Source organism: Streptomyces sp. 3330, from assembly GCF_031456635.1.
Taxonomy (GTDB): domain Bacteria; phylum Actinomycetota; class Actinomycetes; order Streptomycetales; family Streptomycetaceae; genus Streptomyces.
The window spans coordinates 160,951-181,890 of sequence record NZ_JAVDVA010000019.1 but is presented as its reverse complement, the minus strand read 5'-3'; the positions used below and the strand labels follow the sequence as shown (position 1 = coordinate 181,890).

Below are 20,940 nucleotides of genomic sequence, written 5' to 3'. Positions count from 1 at the left end.
GGGGGGGGGGGGGGGGCGCCGCGGGGGGGGGGGGGGGGGGGGGGGGCCCCCCCGGGGGGGGCCCCCCCCCCGGGGGGGGGGGGGGGGGGGGCCCCCCCCCCGGCCCCCCCCCCCCCCCGCTCGACTCCTCCCGTGTGGCCTGCTGCCGGCCGGTCGCCCTCGGGCTCACCCCGGCGGCCGGGGGCACCGGACTCCCGGTCAGTGGGACCCGAGACCGCCCCCGCCGAACGACCCGCTGCTGCCGCGGCTCCAGCGCGGCCTGGTCTTGTCCCCGCTCGGCCGGGTCTGCAGATTGGTCAGCTCATAGGGCGTGAGGGGACGACCGCCCTTCTGCATCCGGGGCACCTCGTCGGGTTCCCTGTTCTCGCGAATCTCGTGCACGGCGCCTTCCGGCGGGAGGTGCGGCTGTTCCTCGGGGCGCGGCCGGGCCGACTCGCGCGACTTCACCCGTGTGCCCAGCCAGAAGCTGCCGCCCAGCACGGCAAGGACGGCCATGGCCACCACGAACAGCACCAGGCTGAGCAGGCCGCTCGCGGCGGCCAGCTGAACGCTTGCGTTAGTCATATCAGGCGAATACCCATCAAATAGGGCATGAACCCGCCACGCCGGGCGCGTGACGCTCCGTCGGCGCCCCCTCACGCCGGGCGATCGCCGCCGCCCCTCGCCCGGCGGGCGCTGCCCGCTCGCGCTCGGCGGGCGGCGCCACCCGCCCCGCTCGCGCTCCGCGGCCACCGCCGCCCGCCGGCCCCACCCCCGGCGATCGCCGCCTCCCGCTCTCGGCGGTCTGCGCCGCCTCCGGGCCGGTCGACGGGTTTCGCGCCGCCCCGCCCGGCTACCCGTCAGGGGTGACTTCGACGACATCCCAGACGTACCAGACATCGCAACAGGAGCTCTTCCGCTTCCTGGAGGACCGCTTCGCCTGCGCCCAGGCGTGCACCGAGTGCGCGCGGGAGAGTGCGCTGCGCGCGAGCCTCGTGGACCCGGACGGGACCGACGACCAGGCGCTGCTGCGCCGCAAGGGCATCATGTGCGCGGAGGTGTGCGACGCGACCTGCCGCGTGCTGTCCGAGGACAACCGCCTGGACGAGGCGGGCATCCGCGCCCAGCTGGAGTGGTGCCGGACGGTGTGCCTGGAGACCGCCCACGTCTTCGACAAGCACCCGGGAGCCGCGGAGGGCGCCGCCGCCTGCCGCGCCTGTGCCGCGGCCTGTACGGAGTTCATCGGCACACTGGTCTGAGGTCCCGCGCCCGGGACCGCAACCGGGAGGGCCGCCGCCATTCCCAATTTCTGAAACACGTTCTACCGTGTGCGCCGTCAGGACCGGCCTTGGGGAGCCTGGAGGCGCCGTGCACCTCGACCACACGCCCGAGCAACTGCGGCTGCGCACCGAACTGCGTGCCTACTTCGCCGAGTTGGTACCGCACAACGCCTACGCCCGGCACATCGACCCGGTCGCCGCGAAACGCTTCTACCGCGCGACGATCCGCCGCCTCGGCGCGGACGGCTGGCTCGGCGTCGGCTGGCCCGAGGAGTACGGCGGCCGTGGTCTCACCCCGATCGAGCAGTTCGTCTTCTTCGACGAGGCCGCCCAGGCCGGCGTGCCGCTGCCGCTGATGGCGCTGAACACCGTCGGACCGACGATCATGCGCTACGGCACCGACGAGCAGAAGGCGTACTTCCTGCCCAAGATCCTCGCAGGGGAGATCGACTTCGCGATCGGCTACAGCGAACCCGACGCCGGCACCGACCTCGCCGCGCTCAAGACGCGCGCGGTGCGCGACGGCGACACGTACGTCGTCGACGGGCAGAAGATCTGGACGACCAACGGGGACACCGCCGACTGGGTGTGGCTCGCGGTGCGCACCGATCCCGAAGCCCCGCCGCACAAGGGCATCACCATGCTCCTCGTGCCGACCGGCGACTCCGGTTACTCCTGCACGGTGATCCGGACCCTCGCCTCCCACGACACCACCGCCAGCTACTACGAGAACGTGCGCGTCCCCGTCTCCCGGCGGGTCGGCGCCGAGAACCAGGGCTGGCGGCTGATCACCAACCAGCTCAACCACGAGCGGGTGACCCTCGCCGCGCACGGCACGATGGCCATCCGCGCCCTGCACGACGTACAGCGCTGGGCGACGGAGACCAAGCTCGCCGACGGCCGCCGGGTCGTCGATCTGCCCTGGGTGCGCCGCCGGCTGGCGCAGACCCATGTGAAGCTCGACGCGCTCAAGCTCCTCAACTGGCAGATGGTCGGCGCCCTCCAGAACGGCACCCTCACCCCGCAGGACGCCTCCGCCGTCAAGGTCTACGGCTCGGAGGCCCGCCGGGACGCCTACGCCTGGCTGCTGGAGATCGTCGCCGCCCCGGGCGCCCTCCAGGAGGGCTCGGCCGGCGCCGTGCTGCACGGCGAACTCGAACGCGGCTACCGCTCCGCCGTGATCTTCACCTTCGGCGGCGGCAACAACGAGATCCAACGCGAGATCATCTCGTGGATCGGCCTGGGAATGCCCCGGGTACGGCGTTAGTATCCGGCCTCTACGAGATCGGCAACTCCCCGGAAGGGTGATTGTCTTCCTGGGCGCGCCGACGTGTGGAGTCACCTGGCAAAGCCGGGTCAGCGACACGATCTTGGCGTGGACAGAGTCGGTCTTTTGCGACTTCTTACGCCGGAGGCCGTGGGTGTGCCATCCTGACCCGGCGGGGGTGCGGGCGGGGTGCCCAGGGTCGGGTCGGCGGGCGGGGGAGCTGTGACTGACGCAAAGGCAGACGACTTACTGGGGCTTTCGCCCGCAGCCGGGTGTGGCTGCAAGGTACCCCTGCGCAAGCTGAGCGGTTTCATGTCTGCTGTGGACGACATGGTCGGAACGCTCAATGCAGTGCACCGGGTGCATACGGACGGCCGGTCCCGCGATGACGCCGCCCTCTACGAAATAGCGCCCGACCGACTGCTGGCCGTCACCGTCGATTTCGGGACGCCGGTTTCCGCGGATGCCGCCACATGGGGTCGTATAGCGGCACTCAACGCCCTCTCCGACATATTCGCGATGGGTGCGACCCCTCTTGTCGCCCTGAGCGTTCTCGGGTGGCCGGAAGGCGTCGGCAAGGCACAGATGGTGGCGCTCACCCGGTCTGCCGTCGATGTCCTTTCCGAGGCATCGGCAGTTCTTCTCGGAGGGCACACGATCACTTCCAGCATGCCGCTGTTCGGACTCGCCGTCGTCGGCACGGCGAGACCCGGAGAGGTGATGTTGATCCGCAACGCACGACCAGGGCATGTGCTCATCCTGACGAAACCGCTCGGCACGGGAATCGTCATGGCGGCGGTGAAGGCAGGAGTGGTCGGGCCGGAGACGGCGTCGGTCGCGGAAGGGGTCATGGCGTCATCGAACCGGACCTCCGCCGAACTGGCCGTGTCGGCCGGTGTGCGGGCGGCCACCGATGTCACCGGCTACGGCCTCACCGGGCATCTGCACAACATGCTCAGCGCGTCGGGGCATGCCGCGGACGTCGATCTGCACCGCGTTCCCGCGCTGCCCGCGGCGGAGCGGCTGCTGGAGGAGCACGGCGTCGTCCCGAACAGCGCGGAACGCAACTACTTCGAGCTGGAGGAGGAGATCGACTGGGGGCGAACGCCCTTGGCCATGCGCTTCCTCTTGAGCGATCCGCAGACGTCCGGAGGCCTGTTGCTGGCCGCGGCTCCAGACGTCGCGGCGCGATTCCTCGAATCGTGCTCGAAGGCGCGGCAGTTCGCGGCGGTGATCGGGACGGTCACACCGGGAAAACCGGGAGCGGTCCGAGTGAGGGCATGAACACAGGATGGCTTCCACAGTGCTGAAGGTGGGCAAAGAATGAGCGCAGGGGCTCCTCCTCGCCGGATACTCGTCATCGGTGCCGTCGCGGGATTCCTCGTGTTCACGATCGGTGTCGCCATTTCCGTTGCCACGAAGGGCGTGGTGTGGACCACCGTCTCCGTGACTCTCCAGTCCCTGGGCTCTGCGGTTCTCTTTCCCGTCCTCGTCTCGTTCGCATACGACAAGCTGAAGGAGCGATGGCTCGGGGACGAGGTGTGGCGACTTTTCAATGAACTGTCGGACGCAGGCATCACCCGGGTGTACAAGGACCGTGAATTCAACTCGAACCAGGACAACGCGCAGACACGACTCTCCGAGGAATTCCTTGCGCATTTGAATGGCGAGATATGCATCATGGGGCCGACCCTGCGAGTCTTCTTCAATCCTCTGGGTCCCTTCTACCGGGACATCGAGCGCATGTTGCGGAACGCGAACGGTGCTGTCCATATGCGAGCGCTGATCGAACGCTCCGACAGTCCGGCAGTCTGGGAGAGGACGTCGATCGAGGAACCGAATCTCGCCGCCGGGCAGAAGCCCCAGACCGAGAGGGATGCGGAATCCACCATCGCCACGGTGCTCAACGTCTGTGCAACCTCGGGACCGTACATCACGCTACGTCGCTTCATGCCGGCGCCCTATTGCACCGTAGTGATATTTCCCCATGTCGCCTTCTTCTCGCCGAACATCCTGGCACCGGAGGCGCCGGTTCGGCTGCCGATGATTCTTTTCCGTTCCGGGTCCCACGGTTACCGCATGCTGAAGGCGTCTTTCGATTACCTCTGGGGTCACACCGAAACGATCCAGGCCGTTCCCTAGGACACGATGTGGAAGCGACAGAGCAGCAGTTGACGGGACGCCATGCGTCTCTCACCGTCGCGGGAACCGCGGCGGACGCCGCCAGGACCCTGGTGAACCTCGTGAACATCCAGGGCTCCGGGGACATCGCGATCACCCCGGCGTCCGGACGGGACGACGTGGCCTCCGCTCTCGAGCGGGTCGATCCCACGGGCAGTTGGCGCAACTGGTGGCACCAGGCATCGGGGGTGCCCGTCAGGCTGAGCGATGGTGCGTCGGTCCCCGGGGCGACGCCGGTACACCGATTCAGCCCGCTGGAAGGGGGAGCAGGCCCTGATCCTCTGCTCGGAATCAACGTGGGCGGGCACTACCTGAGACTGGTCCGCGTCTGCGGCGGCACGGTGGTCGGCAGCCGGGAGATGAGGCTGGGCACGGGGCACGAGTCCGCGCTGTCCGGCATCTCGCTCCGGTCGTTCGTCGAGCTGCTGACCGGGGACGAACTCTCCCACGAGGTCCAAGGCGTGGGCATCGCATGGTCGGCACCCCGCACGTCCATCGGGCTGCGTGCGATGTCCATCCTGACGGAAGTCGGCGGCGAGGTGTTCGACCTGCTGGATGCGGGCGAACTCGACAACGCTCTGACCAAGGCCCTCGGGTGCCCGGTTCTCAGTTGGAACGACGGGGAGGCGGTCGCGGCCGCCGAGGCCCTGGCCCGGCCCCCGGGAGAGGGCCGCTCACTGCTCGCCCTGAAACTCGGTACGTCGTTCGCCTCCGGACTGGCCCTCGGAACCCACCAGGTGTCGGCTCTGCCCCTGCAGTTGGCCAAATGCCTGCCCACGAGTCCACCACTCGAATGTTTTGCCCATCCCATGACCGGGCTTCACGGCACGGCGCGTGACGCCCTGGGGGCGGCTTGTGTGACGGAGGCGTTCAGGCGCCTCGCCGACCTGCCGCAGGCCGATTACGAGGACTACTGCCGCGCGGCTGTGCGCGGGCATCCCGTGGCGATGAGGCTGGCCCGGTCGGCGGCACGTGTCGTCGCGGAACTGGCGCACTTGGTCAGAAATCTCGGGTCGCCGGTCGACCTGGTGTTGAGTGGCAGGAACCTTCGCCAACTGCCCTACCGTCAGATGTTCACGGGACTCGTCCGGCGCGAACTCGCCTTGCATCCCTCCGGCGTCACGCTTCTCGACCCGGCCGGTGATGTCAGCCTGTCGGCCGCACTCGGTGCGGCAGCCCTTTCACGAGCCCACACCTGAGTCACACGGAAAGAGAGAGACACATGGGCAACCTGCAGGACGCCATGCGGGTGATCGAGCAGGACCAGGCCGAACCCGGCCTTCTCACAAGAGACGCCGTGGCCGCGGCCGTCGACGAAGTCGTCAGGGCTACCGCAGCGGCGTACACCGAACAGAGCGCGTCCTATGAACAAGCGCGCGAGGCCCAGCCCTGGAAATGGGACGAGTATCTGACCACGACGCTTCTGGAGCGCGTGCGTTCGAGGATCGCCGACGGAAGTCTGTCGCTCGGAGGGGCACCGCAGTGGCGGCTGCTCGACGTGGGGGCAGGCTACGGGCGGGACGTGCTGCGCTTCGCCGGCGAATCCGACATCGAGGCTGTCGCCCTCGAGAACGCCGACGGCTTCGTGGAGTATCTGCGCCGCGCACAGGAGGAAGGACGCATCGGCCCGGAAGGCGTGCTGGTCACGGACATGCGTGACCTGGGCGCGGTCGACGACGGCCACTTCCACTGCATCCGCAACCACGCGACGCTCCACCACCTGCCCCTGGTGTCGCACGGGCTGGGAGCGGACGCGGCAGTGGCCGGGTTCCGGCGCGTGCTCGCCCCCGGCGGAGTGCTCTATGTGCTGGTCAAGGCCGGCTCCGGAGTGAACGTCATCGATACGGGAGAAGGTCTGGGCGGCCGGTTCTTCCAACTGTTCACTCCCACTCTTCTCCGGCAACTCCTGGAACGGCACTCCTTCTCCGTCGTCCAGATGGAAGAGGCCGTCGAGCCGCGCTCGTCCGGCAACGTCGACTGGCTCTTCGCTCTGGCAGTGGCGGACTAGGAGGAAGCCTGGTGCCGGAGGTTGCCGTCATCGGACGTTTTCAGCCCTTCCACTGGGGCCACTTCGAGTACCTGACGGAGGCCGGTCGGTACAGCGCCCGTCTCACCGTCGGCATCACCAACCCTTCGGTGGAATGGACCCGGCACACGAGAGCCGACGCGAAACGCTCCAGCGACGAGGCGAACCCGTTCACCTACGAGCAGCGTTCCGCGATGATCTCGACCAGCCTGGCGCTGCTGACCCCGCATCTCCGTCCACGCGTCGTGCCCTGCGATCTGCGATCCCCTACCACGCTGCGCTCCTCGCTCGGAGCCTGCGACCTCGTGGCACTCACGGTGTACGACGCTTGGGGGCGCGAGAAACAGGCCTTGGCCGAAGCCGCCGGATATGACGTGCTGGTGCTCTGGGAGAGAACGGAGAAACTCGTCACGGGCACGGAGGTGCGCCGCCGTTGGCGGAACTCTCTGCCGTGGGATCACATGGTTCCCTCCGGTACCGCCGAGACGATCCGGTCGCTGACCGGCTGACCCGCGGGTTGTCACCCGGCCCGGTGGTGAGCCGGCCGGGTGACCCTGCGCCGCGCGGCGGTGCGTCGGCTTCTCCCCGCAGCGAACCCGAACTCGTGGTCGTAAGGCAGAGGAGCAAATGGCCGCGCTGCGCCGAGATCCCCCCGCCCGCTGCCCGCAACTCCTGCGCCGCTCAGATCGTCTCCTCGTCTTCGAGAACCAATCCGTCACCCCCACCGGGGAGTTGCGTGTCCCGGGGGTGCCCCGCCGAGCCGTGCGCCCGCGCGGGCGTGGTGGCACCTCCCGCCCGGGCGCGTTCCGCAGGGCCTGGCGGGCAGCCCATGGCCGGGCTCGGCCCCGGAGGTCGCCCGGCCCCGGAGGTCGTCCGGCAACGGAGGTCGTCCGGCACCGTTCAAAGTCGGGCGATAGGCCGCCATACTGGACGGGCCGGGGAGGGCCGGAAAGCGACGGGGGCGGCGGCGCACTATGGCGGAGAGCAGGCTGATCCAGGGCCGGTACCGGCTGCTGGACCGGATCGGGCGCGGCGGCATGGGCGAGGTGTGGCGTGCCCGTGACGAGTCCCTCGGCCGGCAGGTGGCCGTGAAGTGCCTCAAACCGATCGCCCCGCACCACGATCCCTCCTCCGGGCGCGTCCTGCGGGAACGGTTCCGGCGCGAGGGCCGCGTCGCCGCCGCGCTCCAGCACCGCGGGGTGACCGTCGTCCACGACTTCGGGGACAGCGACGGTGTGCTCTTCCTGGTCATGGAACTGCTCGACGGCAGCAACCTGTGCCGGCTGCTGGACGACAACGAGCGCAGGCCGCTGCCCGTCGCCGACGTCGTGGAGATCGCCGACCAGGTCGCCGCGGCCCTCGCCTACACGCACCGGCAGGGCGTGGTGCACCGCGACCTGAAGCCCGCGAACATCGTGCGGCTGGCCGACGGCACGCTGAAGATCTGCGACTTCGGCATCGCCCGCCTCGGTCACGACATCGGCTTCACCTCCCGTCTCACCGGCACCGGCATCGCCATGGGCACCCCGCACTACATGTCGCCCGAGCAGATCGGCGGGGAGGAGGTCGACCGGCGCAGCGACCTCTACTCGCTGGGCTGTGTGCTGTACGAGATCGCCACCGGCGCCCCGCCGTTCGACCTGGACGACCCCTGGGCGATCCTCGTCGGCCACCGCGACACCCCGCCCCGGCCGCCGCGCGAACTCCGCCCCGACCTGCCGGACCACCTCGACCGGATCATCGTGGACCTGCTGGCGAAACGGCCGGACCAGCGCCCCCAGGACGCCCGGGAGATCGTCCGGCGCATCGCCGCGGCCCGCAGCGCGCCGGGGTACGTGCCGACCCTGGTGACCCCGCGGCCCGAGCTGCGGCCGCCCGGGACCGTCGGCCGTGAGCCGCGGCTGCCGGCCTGGACGCAGGGTATGACCACCGGCCACAAGGCCACCGGCGCCGGACTGCGGGTGGCGCCGCCGGACGCGGGGGCGGCCCTGACCGGCGAGTGGATCCCCCGGCCCACGCTCGGCGCGGCGCCCGCCCCGCCGGACCCGGACACACCGTCCCCGCAGGCGCTCACCGCGCTGGCCGCCCGGCACGGCGCCGGCCTCAGCCTGGGGCGGCTCGGCCGCTGGGCGGAGGCGGGGGAGGTGCACCGCGCCGTCGCCGCCGAACGCGCGCACCTGCTCGGCGCGGACCACCCCGAGACGCTCGCCAGCCGCTACGAGGTGGCCTTCACCCTGAGCCGCACCGGCCGCGCCGCCGACGCGCTGCGCGAGTACCGGCACGTGGCCGCCGCCCGTACCCGGGTGCTCGGCGCCGACCACGCCGACACGCTGGCCACCCGGCAGGAGACGGCCTACGTGCTCGGCCGGCTGGGCCGCCACTTCGACGCCCACCAGGTGTACCTCTCGGTCCTCGCCGCCCGGGTGCGCACGGCGGGCCCCGACCACCCCGACACCCTGCGCTGCCGCCACAACCTCGCCTTCAACCTCAGCAGGCTCGGCCGTCCGGAGGAGTCCCACCGGACGGCGAGCGAGGTGGCCGTCGCCCGCGCCCGCGTCCTGGGCCCCGCCCATCCGGACACCCTGGTCACCCGCTACGAGGTCGCTTACACCCTGGGGCAGTTGGGCCGCTGGCCGGAAGCCCTCCAGACCTACCGTGAGGTCGCCGCGGCCCGCGCGCAGGTCCTCGGACCCGACCACCCCGACACCCTCGCCGCCCGCTACGATACCGGCATCAGCCTGGGCCGCCTCGGCCGCGGCGCTGAGGCCCTTCAGCTCTACCGCGGGCTCGTGGACGACCGCACCCGCATCCACGGCCCGGCGCACCCCGAGACCCTGCGGGCCCGGCACGGTCTCGGCGTCAATCTCGGCCGGCTGGGCCGCTGGGAGGAGGCCCTCGCCGAGTCCCGGGACGTGTGCGCCATCCGGGAACGGGTGCTCGGCGCGGACCACCCCGACACGCTGGTCAGCCGCCGCGAGGTCGCCGTCGGCCTGGGCTGGCTGGGCCGCTGGGCCGATGCCCTGACCGAGTACCGGCGGGTGGCCGCGGCCCGCGAACGCCTGCTGGGCGCCGACCACCCCGACACCCTGGCCGGACGCAACGACGAGGCGCACTGCCTGGAACGGCTCGGCCGGGGCCGGGAAGCGGTCGAGGTGTACCGGAGGGTTGCGGTGCTGCAACAGCGCCGGGCGGCCGGCGGGGCGTAGGCCTCCTCAGGCCCAGCCCAGCTCCGTGCAGAGCCGCCCGGCGCGGATCCCGGCGACCGCCGCCCGCGCGTACCCCACCATCGGCTCGGGCAGCGCGTCCACGGGATACCGGTCCCAGCCGAGACACTTGCCCGGCTCCAGCAGCCGCGGCTCGCCCCGCCACCGCGCGACGCGGAACACGAGCTGGACACGCGGCCGGCCGCCGGGCGAGTCGACGACGTGGACGACATGCGCCAGTTCGACGTCCGCCGCCGCGATCTCCGGACCGGTTTCCCCCCGGGCCTGGGGCCTCGCGGATCAGGCAGGCGACGGCGGACTCCTGCTCGCAGTGACCGGCCAGGAAGTGGTGGTGCAGCGGCGCGAAGGCCGAGTCGGGGTGCCGCAGGCCGAGCAGGATCCTGCCCTCGCGCTCCAGATGGAGACGGACGCCGACGACGTTGAGGACCGTCTCCCGTGCGGAAGGCCGCGGGAGCGTCAAGGAATGCGCCGTCCACGTCGCGGGAAGACCGCCGCCCCCGCCGCACCGCCGCACGCACGCACCGCACACAGCGCCCTCCGGTCCTGCCGGGGCGCGCGGGTGAGGGCTGCCGCCCGGGGCGCCCGATCCGGCCGTGCGGCCCGGCCGCGATGCTCGGACGCGCCACCATGACGTCCGGCCGGCGGCTCCCCGCGGCGAGGAGGGACGGCGCACGCCGCTTTCCCGGCCGACCGGCCGTTTCCCCCGCGTCGGTCGCGACCACCTCTGGCCGACCTTGATCGGCTCGTGTTACGAAGAACCATGCCTGAACACGAGGGAAAGCCGGGACACGCGGGGCACGCGGATCAACGGGGGCACCGCGCCTATGACGCCGTGATCGTCGGAGGCGGTCACAACGGTCTGGTCGCCGCCGCCTATCTGGCCCGGGCCGGCCGGTCGGTGCTGGTGCTGGAACGGCTCGACCACACCGGCGGCGCCGCCGTCTCCACCCGCCCGTTCACCGGCGTGGACGCCCGGCTGTCCCGGTACTCGTACCTGGTCAGCCTGCTGCCGCGGAAGATCGTCCGGGACCTGGGGCTGGACTTCCGCGTCCAGAGCCGCACCATCTCCTCGTACACCCCCGTGGAGCGCGGCGGGCAGCCGACCGGACTGCTCGTCGGTGGTGGCGAGGAGCGGACCCGGGAGGCGTTCGCGCGGCTGACCGGCGGCGAGCGCGAGTACGCGGCCTGGGAGCGCTTCTACGGCATGACCGGGCGCCTGGCCCGGCGCGTCTTCCCCACCCTGACCGAGCCGCTGCCCACCCGGGACGAGCTGCGCCGCCGCGTCGACGACGAGGAGGCCTGGCGGACCCTGTTCGAGGAGCCCGTCGGCGTCGCCGTCGAGGAGCGCTTCACGGACGACCTGGTGCGGGGCGTGGTCCTCACCGACGCCCTCATCGGGACCTTCGCGGACGCCCACGACCCCTCCCTCCAGCAGAACCGCTGCTTCCTCTACCACGTGATCGGCGGCGGCACCGGCGCCTGGGACGTCCCGGTCGGCGGCATGGGCGCCCTGACCGACGCCCTCGCCGCCGCCGCCCGGGAGGCGGGCGCCGTCCTGGCCACCGGGCACGAGGCCGTACGCATCGACACGGACGGCCGTACGGCCGAGGTCACCTACCGCACCGCCGACGGCGAGGCCGTCGCCACCGCCCGGCACGTCCTGGTGAACGCCTCCCCGCAGGCGCTCGCGGCCCTCACCGGCGACGAGCCGCCCGCCCCCGCAGAGGGCGCCCAGCTCAAGGTGAACATGCTGCTGAAACGGCTGCCCAGGCTGCGGGACGGCTCCGTCGACCCGCGCGAGGCCTTCGCCGGCACCTTCCACATCGCCGAGGGGTACGAGCAGCTCGCCGCCGCCCACGCCCAGGCGGCCGCCGGTGAACTGCCCGCCGCCCCGCCCTCGGAGATCTACTGCCACTCCCTGACCGACCCGACCATCCTCGGGCCGGACCTCGTGGAGCGGGGCTACCAGACGCTGACCCTGTTCGGTCTGCACACTCCGGCCCGGCTCTTCGCACGGGACAACGACGCCGTGCGCGAGGAGCTCCTGAGGTCGACCCTCGCCCAGCTCGAAGCCCACCTCGACGAGCCCCTGGCGGACTGTCTGGCCACCGACGCCGACGGCCGCCCCTGCATCGAGGCGAGGACCCCGCTGGACCTGGAACGCGACCTCGGGCTGCCCGGCGGCAACATCTTCCACCGCGACCTGGCCTGGCCGTACGCCCAGGAGGGCGCCGGTCGCTGGGGCGTGGAGACCCGGCACGCCAACGTGCTGCTGTGCGGCGCGGGCGCGGTGCGCGGGGGAGGGGTCAGCGGGGTGCCGGGACACAACGCGGCGATGGCGGTGCTGGAGGAGCCGGCCGCCCGCTGAGCGGCCGGGAGACCAGGCCCGCATGCCGCCGTCGACCCGCAGGACCGTGCCGGTGACGCAGGACGCCCGGTCGCTCAGCGGCCAGGCCGCGGCCTGGGCGATCTCCTCCGGGTCCGCGGCGCGGCCCGGCGGGGTCGCCGCGTCGAGCCGGGCGACGATCGGCCACCCCGTCGTCGGTCTCGTCACCGTCGACTGCGATGTCCCGGACATCACCGACCGGGACCAGGGGGTGGTCATCTGCACGGCCGCCCCGGGCTCGTCGTCCGAGGAGGCGCTGCGGCTGCTCTCGGTCGTGGGCACCCAGCGGATGTGCGTACCCGGCCGAGGGCATCGAATCTGACGGAGTATCAGAAAGGGGCTTCCGTCGTCGCACCGGCTGCGGCATCCTGCGCCCATGCAGACGGAGCTGAGCAAGCAACTGGGAGTCGAGCACGCCGTCTTCGGCTTCACGCCGTTCCCCGCCGTCGCCGCGGCCATCAGCCGCGCCGGCGGCTTCGGCGTGCTCGGCGCGGTCCGCTACACCGCGCCCGACGACCTCGAACGCGACCTGGACTGGATCGAGGCGCACGTCGACGGCAAGCCGTACGGCCTCGACGTCGTCATGCCCGCGAAGAAGGTCGAAGGCGTCACGGAGGCGGACGTCGAAGCGATGATCCCCGCAGGGCACCGGCAGTTCGTGCGGGACACCCTCGCCAAGTACGGGGTGCCCGAGCTGGCCGAGGGCGAGGCGTCCGGATGGCGCATCACGGGCTGGATGGAACAGGTCGCCCGCGGCCAGCTCGACGTCGCCTTCGCCTACCCGATCCGGCTGCTGGCCAACGCCCTCGGCTCCCCGCCCGCCGACGTCGTCGCCCGCGCCCACGAGCAGGGCGTGCTCGTCGCCGCCCTCGCCGGCAGCGCCCGGCATGCCCGCAAACACCGGGACGGCGGCATCGACATCGTCGTCGCCCAGGGCTACGAGGCGGGCGGCCACACCGGCGACATCGCCTCCATGGTGCTCACCCCCGAGGTCGTCGAAGCCGTCGGCCCGCTGCCGGTCCTCGCGGCCGGCGGCATCGGCAGCGGACAGCAGGTCGCCGCCGCCCTCGCGCTGGGCGCCCAGGGCGTATGGCTCGGATCCGTCTGGCTGACCACCGCCGAGGCCGATCTGCGCTCGTCCGCCCTCACCCGCAAACTCCTCGCGGCCGGTTCCGGCGACACGGTCCGCTCCCGCGCCCTCACCGGGAAGCCCGCACGCCAGCTGCGCACCGAATGGACCGACGCCTGGGACGCCGCCGACGGACCCGGCACCCTTCCGATGCCGCTCCAGGGCCTGCTCGTCGCCGAGGCCGTCTCGCGCATCCAGAAGTACGAGGTCGACCCCCTGCTCGGCACGCCCGTCGGCCAGATCGTCGGCCGGATGAACGACGTCCGCAGCGTCCAGGCCGTCTTCGACGACCTCACCCGCGGCTTCGAGCGGGCCGTGGACCGCGTCAACCGCATCGCCGGAAGGAGCGGAACGTGACCAGCACACCCCCCGCGGGCTTCTGGGCCCAGGCGGCCCAGGACCCCGACCGCACCGTCCTGATCGCGCCGGACGGAGAGAGGTGGAGCGCGGGCCGCCTGCACGCCGCCGCCAACCGGCTCGTGCACGGACTGCGCGCCGCCGGACTGGAGCGCGGGGACGCCTTCGCCGTCGTCCTGCCCAACTCGGCCGAGTTCTTCGCCGCCCATCTCGCCGCCACCCAGGCCGGCTTCTATCTCGTCCCCGTCAACCACCACCTGGTGGGGCCCGAGATCGCCTGGATCGTCTCCGACTCCGGGGCGAAGGTCCTGCTCGCCCACGAGCGGTTCGCCGACCAGGCGCGCCGGGCCGCCGACGAGGCAGGTCTCCCGGCCACCCACCGGTACGCCGTCGGCGCGGTCGAGGGCTTCCGCCCGTACGCCGAACTCCTCGAAGGACAACCGGAGTCGCCGCCCGCCGACCGCACCCTCGGCTGGGTGATGAACTACACCTCGGGCACGACGGGCCGCCCGCGCGGCATCCGGCGCCCGCTGCCCGGCAAGCTGCCCGAGGAGTCCTACCTCGGCGGCTTCCTCGGCATCTTCGGCATCCGGCCCTTCGACGACAACGTGCATCTCGTCTGCTCGCCGCTCTACCACACGGCCGTGCTCCAGTTCGCGGCCGCGTCCCTGCACATCGGCCACCCCCTGGTCCTGATGGACAAGTGGACGCCCGAGGAGATGCTCCGGCTCATCGACACCCACCGGTGCACCCACACGCACATGGTCCCGACGCAGTTCCACCGCCTGCTGGCACTCCCGGCGGACGTCCGGGCCCGCTACGACGTGTCGTCCGTGCGGCACGCCATCCACGGCGCCGCGCCCTGCCCCGACCATGTGAAACGGGCGATGATCGACTGGTGGGGCACCTGCGTGGAGGAGTACTACGCGGCCAGCGAGGGCGGCGGCGCCTTCGCCACGGCCGAGGACTGGCTGAAGAAGCCCGGCACGGTCGGCAAGGCCTGGCCCATCAGCGAACTGGCCGTCTTCGACGACGCCGGCGAGCGCCTGCCGCCCGGCGAACTCGGCACGGTCTACATGAAGATGGCGACCGGCGGCTTCACCTACCACAAGGACGCCGACAAGACGCGGAAGAACCGCATCGGCGACTTCTTCACCGTCGGCGACCTCGGCGTGCTCGACGAGGAGGGCTACCTCTTCCTGCGGGACCGCAAGATCGACCTGATCATCTCGGGCGGGGTCAACATCTACCCCGCCGAGATCGAGTCGGCGCTGCTCGCCCACCCCGCCGTCGCCGACGCCGCCGCCTTCGGCATCCCGCACGACGACTGGGGCGAGCAGGTGAAGGCCGTGGTCGAACCGGCCCCCGGACACACGCCCGGGCCCGACCTCGCCGCCGCTCTCCTCGACCACTGCGCCGAACGGCTGGCCGGCTACAAACGGCCCAGGAGCATCGACTTCATCACCGAGATGCCCCGCGACCCGAACGGCAAGCTCTACAAGCGGCGGCTGCGGGAGCCGTACTGGGAGGGACGGACGCGGCCCGTGTGAGCGGGACCGGGCGGACGCGTGCGGCGTCCCTTCCCCGGAGGGGACGCCACGGCCGGAGCCCGGTTCGCGTCCCGGGCCGCCGGCGACTTGACCCGCCCCGGCCGCCGTCCGAGGATCATGAGTCATGACGCCCGGACATGGCAGCACGGTCGACGGGGTGCTGCGGCGCAGCGCCCGCCGCACCCCGGCACGCGTCGCGGTCGAGTACCGCGACCGCACCTGGACCTACGAGGAACTCGACGAGGCCGTCTCGCGCGCGGCGAGCGTCCTGCTCGGCGAGGGCCTCGCCCCCGGCGACCGGGTCGGCGCCTACGGCCACAACTCCGACGCCTACCTCATCGCCTTCCTCGCCTGCGCCCGCGCCGGCCTCGTGCACGTCCCCGTCAACCAGAACCTGACCGGCGAGGACCTGGCGTACCTCGTCCGGCAGTCGGGCAGCGCGCTGGTGCTCGCCGATCCGGACCTGGCCGGCCGGCTCCCCGCCGGCACCAGGACGCTGCCGCTGCGCGACGCGGACGACTCGCTCCTCGCCCGGCTGCCCGCGACCCCCGCGTACGACGGTCCCGAACCGCGCTCCGAGGACCTGGTGCAGCTGCTCTACACCTCGGGCACCACGGCCCTGCCCAAGGGCGCGATGATGACGCACCGCGCCCTGGTGCACGAGTACCTGAGCGCCATCGCCGCCCTGGACCTGAGCGCGGGCGACCGCCCGGCGCACTCCCTCCCGCTCTACCACTCGGCGCAGATGCACGTGTTCCTGCTGCCGTATCTCGCGGTCGGCGCGACCAACATCGTCCTGGACGCGCCCGACGGCGACCGTCTCTTCGACCTCATCGAGGCGGACCGCGTCGACAGCCTCTTCGCCCCGCCGACCGTATGGATCGGGCTGGCCGGCCGGCCCGACTTCGCCACCCGCGACCTGAGCGGGCTGCGCAAGGCCTACTACGGGGCGTCCATCATGCCGGTGCCCGTGCTGGAGCGGCTGCGGGAACGCCTTCCCGAGCTGGGTTTCTACAACTGTTTCGGCCAGAGCGAGATCGGCCCGCTCGCCACCGTCCTCGCCCCCGACGAGCACAAGGGCCGACTGGACTCCTGCGGGCGCCAGGTCCTGTTCGTGGACGCCCGGGTCGTCGACGAGAACGGCGAGGACGTCCCCGACGGCACGGCCGGCGAGATCGTCTACCGGTCACCGCAGCTGTGCGAGGGCTACTGGGACAAGCCCGAGGAGACCGCCGCCGCGTTCCGCGACGGCTGGTTCCGCTCCGGCGACCTCGCCGTGCGCGACGCCGACGGCTACTTCACGATCGTCGACCGGGTGAAGGACGTCATCAACTCCGGTGGGGTGCTGGTCGCCTCCCGCCAGGTCGAGGACGCGCTGTACACCCACGACGCCGTCGCCGAGGCCGCCGTGATCGGCCTGCCCGACGAGAAGTGGATCGAGGCGATCACGGCCGTGGTCGTCCCGCGCGGCGAGGTCACCGAGGAGGAACTCGTCGCCCACGCCCGCGAGAGCCTCCCGCACTTCAAGGCGCCGAAGCGGGTGCTGTTCGTCGACGAGCTGCCGCGCAACGCCAGCGGCAAGATCCTCAAGCGGGAGCTGCGCGAACGGTTCGCGTCATGACTCCCGCAGGTCCGCGATCCGCCTGATCTTGCCCACCGACCGCTCCAGCGACTCCGGATCGACGATCTCGACGGCGACCGACACACCGATCCCGTCCTTCACGGCCGCCGCGATGCTGTGCGCGGCCGTGTCGCGCTCCTCGGGGGTCGCGTCGGGGCGGGCCTCCGCACGGACCGTGAGGGCGTCGAGGCGCCCCTCGCGGGTCAGCCGGAGCTGGAAGTGGGGCGCCACCCCCGGCGTGCGCAGCACGATCTCCTCGATCTGGGTGGGGAAGAGGTTCACCCCGCGCAGGATGACCATGTCGTCACTGCGGCCGGTCACCTTCCGCATCCGCCGGAAGGCCCGTGCCGTGCCCGGCAGCAGCCGGGTCAGATCCCGGGTGCGGTAGCGGACGACGGGCATCGCCTCCTTGGTGAGCGAGGTGAAGACCAGCTCGCCCTCCTCGCCCTCCGGCAGGACCTCGCCGGTGATCGGGTCGACGATCTCGGGATAGAAGTGGTCCTCCCAGATGTGCAGGCCGTCCTTCGTCTCCACGCACTCCTGCGCCACCCCGGGGCCGATCACCTCCGACAGCCCGTATATGTCGACGGCGTCGATCGCGAACCGCTCCTCGATCTCCTGACGCATCCGTTCCGTCCACGGCTCGGCGCCGAACACCCCGACGCGCAGGGAGGTGGACCGCGGGTCGACCCCCTGGCGTTCGAACTCGTCGAGCAGCGTGAGCATGTAGGAGGGGGTCACCATGATGATCCGGGGTTCGAGGTCCTGGATCAGCCGGACCTGACGGGACGTCATGCCGCCGGACGCGGGGATCACCGTGCAGCCGAGGCGTTCGGCGCCGTAGTGGGCGCCGAGGCCGCCGGTGAACAGGCCGTAGCCGTAGGCCACATGGACCGTGTCACCGGGCCGCCCGCCCGCCGCCCGGATCGAACGGGCCACCATGTCGGCCCACATGGCCAGGTCGGCGTCCGTGTAGCCGACGATCGTCGGGCGGCCGGTGGTGCCGCTGGAGGCGTGGATGCGGCGGATGCGTTCCCGGGGCACGGCGAACATCCCGTACGGGTAGTGCGCGCGCAGGTCGGCCTTGGTGGTGAACGGGAAGCGGGCCAGGTCGCCGAGGTCACGGCAGTCGTCGGGGTGGACGCCCGCCTTGTCGAAGGACTCGCGGTAGAAGGGCACGTTGGCGTAGGCGTGGCGCAACGAGGCCCGCAGCCGCTCCCGTTGCAGGGCACGCAGGGCGTCCTCGTCGAGGCGCTCGCCCTCGTCCAGCAGGTTCCTCGCATCCGTCATGGGACGTTCTCCCTCGTCACCCTCGTCACCCTCGTCGCCCTGCCGACACGACCATCGAACCATGGCAATACGGGCGACCGATCATTCGGTCGATCTTCCTCGGGATCAGTAATCCAGGCCGGCCCGCCGCAGGCAAGGGGGCGGCCGTGACTTTCGCCCGGGAGAATGCCGTTGCGCACGGGTCCGGCCCGCGTCGAGGATCGGGGGCATGCCGATCTTCACCGCCCCGGACGGGACCGAGCTCGCCTACCACGTACGGGGCGAGGGCGAGCCGCTCGTCGTCCTGCCCGGCGGCCCGATGCGCGCCTCCGCCTACCTCGGCGACCTCGGCGGGCTCGCCGCCCGCCGCCGGCTGATCCTCCTCGACCTGCGCGGCACCGGCGACTCCGCCGTCCCGGCGGACCCGGCGACCTACCGGTGCGACCGGCAGGTCGACGACGTCGAGGCGCTGCGCGTCCGGCTGGGCCGGGAGCGGATCGACGTCCTCGCCCACTCGGCGGGCGGCAGTCTCGCCCTGCTGTACGCGGCCCGCTACCCGCACCGGGTGTCGCGGCTCGCGCTGATCACCGCCACACCGTGGGCTCTGGGGTGTCCGGCCACCGCCGAGGACCGGCTGGCGGCGGCCCGGCTGCGCGCGGACGAACCGTGGTTCGCCACCGCGTACCCGGCGTTCGAGGCGTGGCTCGCGCGCGGGGACGAGCCGGACTGGGCGGTGGTCGGCGCCTTCTTCTACGGCCGCTGGGACGCCGCGGCCCGCGCCCACGACGACGCCGCCGACGAACAGACCAACCCCGAGGCGGAGAAGGCCTTCCTGGACCCGGAGGCCTTCGACCCGCCCACCCTGCGGGCCGCCCTCGCGGCCGTGGCCGCCCCGGTGCTGGTGCTCGCCGGTGAGCGGGACGGCGGCCCCCGGCCCGCCCTCGCCCGCCTCCTCGCCGACGCCTTCCCGAACGCCGAGTTCGCCGTACAGCCCGGTGCCGGCCACTACCCGTGGCTGGACGACCCGGAGTGGTTCACCGGACGCACCGCGACCTTCCTCGACGCCACACCGGTCGCCGGTCCGGTGCCGCCCGCCTAGACTGGAAATGCCTCCACCGGCGACTCGATCCGCGGAGTGGGCCATGCCCGACCAGCCGAAGCTCCCCATCGTGTACGTACGGGGATTCGCGGGCGGCACCTCGGGGATCGACAACGCCGTCCAGGACCCGTTCTACGGCTTCAACGAGGGCTCGACGCACGTGCGCGTCGGACCGGACGACAAGCCCGCCTTCCACCAGTTCGAGAGCCCCTTGCTGCGGCTGCATCTCGACGAGGGGTACCGGATCCTGGTGCAGGGCGGCCAGGAGACGTACCTGGACACGCACGACGAGATCCCGCCCGACAGCATCTGGATCCACCGTTTTCTACGACGCCTCGGCGAGCACCTGGGGCACGAACCCCAGGAAGTTCCGCCTGGAGGACGCGGCCGAGGACCTGCGCCGCCTCGTCGCGCGGCTCAGGGAGAAGAGCGGCGCGCCGCGCGTCCACCTCGTGGCCCACTCCATGGGCGGCCTCGTCTGCCGCTGCCTGCTCCAGAAGATCCTCCCCGAGCGGGGGGAGGACCCGGCGGACCACGTGGACAAGTTCTTCACCTACGGCACCCCGCACGGAGGCATCGCCTTCGACGTCGGATCCGGTCTCGTCGAGCGGCTGATGGCCGCCACCGGCGTCGCCGGCGCCGACGTCTTCGCCCCCCGCCGCATGTACGAGTACCTCACCCCCGACGCGCTCCGGGAGGACGGCGGACCGCCGCGCGGGTGGGACCCGCGGGAGATTCCCGAGGGCCGCTTCCCGCCGCACCGGGTCTTCTGCCTGGTGGGCACGGATCCCACCGACTACGACGTCGCCCACGGGCTGTCCGCGCGTGCCGTCGGCGCACGCAGCGACGGGCTGGTGCAGATCGACAACGCCCAAGTGCCCCACGCCCAGCGGGCGTTCGTCCACCGAAGTCACAGCGGGCGCTACGGACTCGTCAACTCCGAGGAGGGCTACCAGAACCTCCAGCGCTTCCTCTTCGGCGACCTGCGGGTCCAGGCCGAACTGGTCGGCGTCCGGCTGCCCGGCGAGGGCCGCGGCATCAGCTGGCAGGCCGAGGTGCGGCTGGCGGTGCGCGGGCTGCCCGGCGTGATGCACGAACAACTGGCCGCTCACTGGTGCCCGATCCAGCTGCCGCGGCCGCACGGCGACGGTTCGCCCGCCGACCCCGTCCCGCTGGCCACGACGTTCCTCAACAGCAGGGCGCCGCGGCCCCCGGAGACTCCCACGCTGCGCTACGCGCTGCACCTGCGGATCCTGTCGCTGCGGGAGCGGGACGGCATCCTGCGCTTCACCGACCACCTCGAACAGACCGCGGACTTCGCCGACATCCTCGTCGTCGACGTCGGCTCCGCCCCGCAGGGCCCGGGAGTGTGGGCCGTCTGGAACTCGGACCTCCCCGGCGCCATCTGGGAGCACCGGCCCACCGGCGCCCCGTGCGGCGACGAGGACCCTCGTGGCGGCGTCTGGCTGGCCCACATCCCCCTCCCCGCGACGGCGGCGCCGATCCTGGGTGAGGAGGCGAGCGTCCGGCTGACGGTCACGCCCTGGAGCTGACGCCCGCGGCCGGGACCCG

At 72.1% G+C, this 20,940-nt stretch carries 17 protein-coding genes and 2 pseudogenes; 15 read left to right on the top strand and 4 right to left on the bottom strand.

Going from position 1 to position 20,940, the window contains the following annotated elements:
• Window positions 1-198: 198 nt before the first annotated feature.
• Window positions 199-564 carry a DUF6479 family protein gene (locus J2X68_RS28775; protein ID WP_310435493.1) on the bottom strand — a complete coding sequence of 122 codons (366 nt, stop codon included), beginning with the start codon at window positions 562-564 and terminating at the stop codon, window positions 199-201.
• Between the two features lie 281 nt (window positions 565-845).
• Here J2X68_RS28775 and J2X68_RS28770 point away from each other — a divergent pair, with 281 nt between their 5' ends.
• The 8 genes from J2X68_RS28770 to J2X68_RS28735 all read left to right on the top strand — a co-directional run bounded on the left by J2X68_RS28770 (window position 846) and on the right by J2X68_RS28735 (window position 9,939).
• A complete protein-coding gene (locus J2X68_RS28770; protein WP_310435492.1) occupies window positions 846-1,238 on the top strand; it encodes a ferredoxin in 393 nt (130 codons plus the stop codon).
• 109 nt (window positions 1,239-1,347) lie between these two features.
• The gene (locus J2X68_RS28765) at window positions 1,348-2,526 is read left to right on the top strand and encodes an acyl-CoA dehydrogenase family protein (RefSeq protein ID WP_310435491.1); all 1,179 of its coding nucleotides are present in this window, start codon (window positions 1,348-1,350) and stop codon (window positions 2,524-2,526) included.
• A 189-nt stretch (window positions 2,527-2,715) separates the two neighbouring features.
• Complete coding sequence (gene selD, locus J2X68_RS28760; protein WP_310435490.1) at window positions 2,716-3,810, top strand: selenide, water dikinase SelD; 1,095 nt, start codon at window positions 2,716-2,718, stop codon at window positions 3,808-3,810.
• Window positions 3,811-3,849: 39 nt separating this feature from the next.
• Window positions 3,850-4,668 carry a hypothetical protein gene (locus J2X68_RS28755; protein ID WP_310435489.1) on the top strand — a complete coding sequence of 273 codons (819 nt, stop codon included), beginning with the start codon at window positions 3,850-3,852 and terminating at the stop codon, window positions 4,666-4,668.
• 92 nt (window positions 4,669-4,760) lie between these two features.
• Window positions 4,761-5,906 (top strand): hypothetical protein, encoded by a 1,146-nt coding sequence (locus tag J2X68_RS28750; RefSeq protein WP_310435488.1) that lies wholly within the window; start codon window positions 4,761-4,763, stop codon window positions 5,904-5,906.
• 23 nt (window positions 5,907-5,929) lie between these two features.
• Complete coding sequence (locus J2X68_RS28745; protein ID WP_310435487.1) at window positions 5,930-6,715, top strand: class I SAM-dependent methyltransferase; 786 nt, start codon at window positions 5,930-5,932, stop codon at window positions 6,713-6,715.
• Between the two features lie 11 nt (window positions 6,716-6,726).
• The gene (locus tag J2X68_RS28740; RefSeq protein ID WP_310435486.1) at window positions 6,727-7,242 is read left to right on the top strand and encodes an adenylyltransferase/cytidyltransferase family protein; all 516 of its coding nucleotides are present in this window, start codon (window positions 6,727-6,729) and stop codon (window positions 7,240-7,242) included.
• 465 nt (window positions 7,243-7,707) lie between these two features.
• A complete protein-coding gene (locus J2X68_RS28735) occupies window positions 7,708-9,939 on the top strand; it encodes a serine/threonine-protein kinase (RefSeq protein WP_310435485.1) in 2,232 nt (743 codons plus the stop codon).
• 6 nt (window positions 9,940-9,945) lie between these two features.
• On the opposite strand, the gene J2X68_RS28730 is transcribed toward J2X68_RS28735, so the two are convergent.
• Complete coding sequence (locus tag J2X68_RS28730; protein WP_310435484.1) at window positions 9,946-10,119, bottom strand: hypothetical protein; 174 nt, start codon at window positions 10,117-10,119, stop codon at window positions 9,946-9,948.
• Between the two features lie 598 nt (window positions 10,120-10,717).
• Between J2X68_RS28730 and J2X68_RS28725 the strand changes: the two genes are divergently transcribed.
• Window positions 10,718-12,325 carry an NAD(P)/FAD-dependent oxidoreductase gene (locus tag J2X68_RS28725; RefSeq protein ID WP_310435483.1) on the top strand — a complete coding sequence of 536 codons (1,608 nt, stop codon included), beginning with the start codon at window positions 10,718-10,720 and terminating at the stop codon, window positions 12,323-12,325.
• Window positions 12,326-12,340: 15 nt separating this feature from the next.
• Here the strand turns inward: J2X68_RS28725 and J2X68_RS28720 are convergent.
• Window positions 12,341-12,475, bottom strand: a pseudogene (locus tag J2X68_RS28720) (SDR family oxidoreductase); the annotation flags it as partial.
• On the opposite strand from J2X68_RS28720, the pseudogene J2X68_RS28715 reads away from it, so the two are divergent.
• From J2X68_RS28715 to J2X68_RS28700, 4 genes and pseudogenes are all read left to right on the top strand, one after another.
• A pseudogene (locus J2X68_RS28715) lies at window positions 12,474-12,665 on the top strand (transcriptional regulator); the annotation flags it as partial. The pseudogenes J2X68_RS28720 and J2X68_RS28715 overlap by 2 nt on opposite strands.
• Window positions 12,666-12,719: 54 nt before the next feature.
• Window positions 12,720-13,829, top strand: coding sequence for a nitronate monooxygenase (locus J2X68_RS28710; protein ID WP_310435482.1), 1,110 nt, complete (start codon window positions 12,720-12,722; stop codon window positions 13,827-13,829).
• Window positions 13,826-15,379 (top strand): acyl-CoA synthetase, encoded by a 1,554-nt coding sequence (locus tag J2X68_RS28705; RefSeq protein ID WP_310435481.1) that lies wholly within the window; start codon window positions 13,826-13,828, stop codon window positions 15,377-15,379. Before J2X68_RS28710 ends, J2X68_RS28705 begins: the two co-directional genes overlap by 4 nt.
• A gap of 124 nt (window positions 15,380-15,503) precedes the next feature.
• Window positions 15,504-17,000 carry an acyl-CoA synthetase gene (locus tag J2X68_RS28700; protein ID WP_310435480.1) on the top strand — a complete coding sequence of 499 codons (1,497 nt, stop codon included), beginning with the start codon at window positions 15,504-15,506 and terminating at the stop codon, window positions 16,998-17,000.
• Here the strand turns inward: J2X68_RS28700 and paaK are convergent.
• Window positions 16,995-18,290, bottom strand: a complete 1,296-nt coding sequence (gene paaK / locus J2X68_RS28695) for a phenylacetate--CoA ligase PaaK (protein WP_310435479.1) — start codon at window positions 18,288-18,290, stop codon at window positions 16,995-16,997. The two genes, J2X68_RS28700 and paaK, sit on opposite strands and share 6 nt — an antisense overlap.
• Before the next feature lie 208 nt (window positions 18,291-18,498).
• Here paaK and J2X68_RS28690 point away from each other — a divergent pair, with 208 nt between their 5' ends.
• Together J2X68_RS28690 and J2X68_RS28685 are read left to right on the top strand one after the other, a co-directional pair.
• Window positions 18,499-19,368: an alpha/beta hydrolase gene (locus J2X68_RS28690; RefSeq protein WP_310435478.1), complete on the top strand. Its 870-nt coding sequence runs from the start codon at window positions 18,499-18,501 to the stop codon at window positions 19,366-19,368.
• On the top strand, window positions 19,281-20,921 hold the full coding sequence (locus J2X68_RS28685) for an alpha/beta fold hydrolase (protein ID WP_310435477.1): 1,641 nt from the start codon (window positions 19,281-19,283) through the stop codon (window positions 20,919-20,921). The genes J2X68_RS28690 and J2X68_RS28685 overlap by 88 nt, the downstream gene beginning before the upstream one ends.
• The last annotated feature ends 19 nt before the right edge of the window (window positions 20,922-20,940 follow it).

Bases quoted from the DNA above. Each gene is read 5' to 3' on its own strand.
- J2X68_RS28745 (WP_310435487.1), top strand. From the start codon at position 5,930: ATGGGCAACCTGCAGGACGCCATGCGGGTGATCGAGCAGGACCAGGCC.
- J2X68_RS28690 (WP_310435478.1), top strand. From the start codon at position 18,499: ATGCCGATCTTCACCGCCCCGGACGGGACCGAGCTCGCCTACCACGTA.
- J2X68_RS28710 (WP_310435482.1), top strand. From the start codon at position 12,720: ATGCAGACGGAGCTGAGCAAGCAACTGGGAGTCGAGCACGCCGTCTTC.
- J2X68_RS28775 (WP_310435493.1), bottom strand. From the start codon at position 564: ATGACTAACGCAAGCGTTCAGCTGGCCGCCGCGAGCGGCCTGCTCAGC.
- J2X68_RS28700 (WP_310435480.1), top strand. From the start codon at position 15,504: ATGACGCCCGGACATGGCAGCACGGTCGACGGGGTGCTGCGGCGCAGC.
- paaK (WP_310435479.1), bottom strand. From the start codon at position 18,290: ATGACGGATGCGAGGAACCTGCTGGACGAGGGCGAGCGCCTCGACGAG.
- J2X68_RS28735 (WP_310435485.1), top strand. From the start codon at position 7,708: ATGGCGGAGAGCAGGCTGATCCAGGGCCGGTACCGGCTGCTGGACCGG.
- J2X68_RS28755 (WP_310435489.1), top strand. From the start codon at position 3,850: ATGAGCGCAGGGGCTCCTCCTCGCCGGATACTCGTCATCGGTGCCGTC.
- J2X68_RS28725 (WP_310435483.1), top strand. From the start codon at position 10,718: ATGCCTGAACACGAGGGAAAGCCGGGACACGCGGGGCACGCGGATCAA.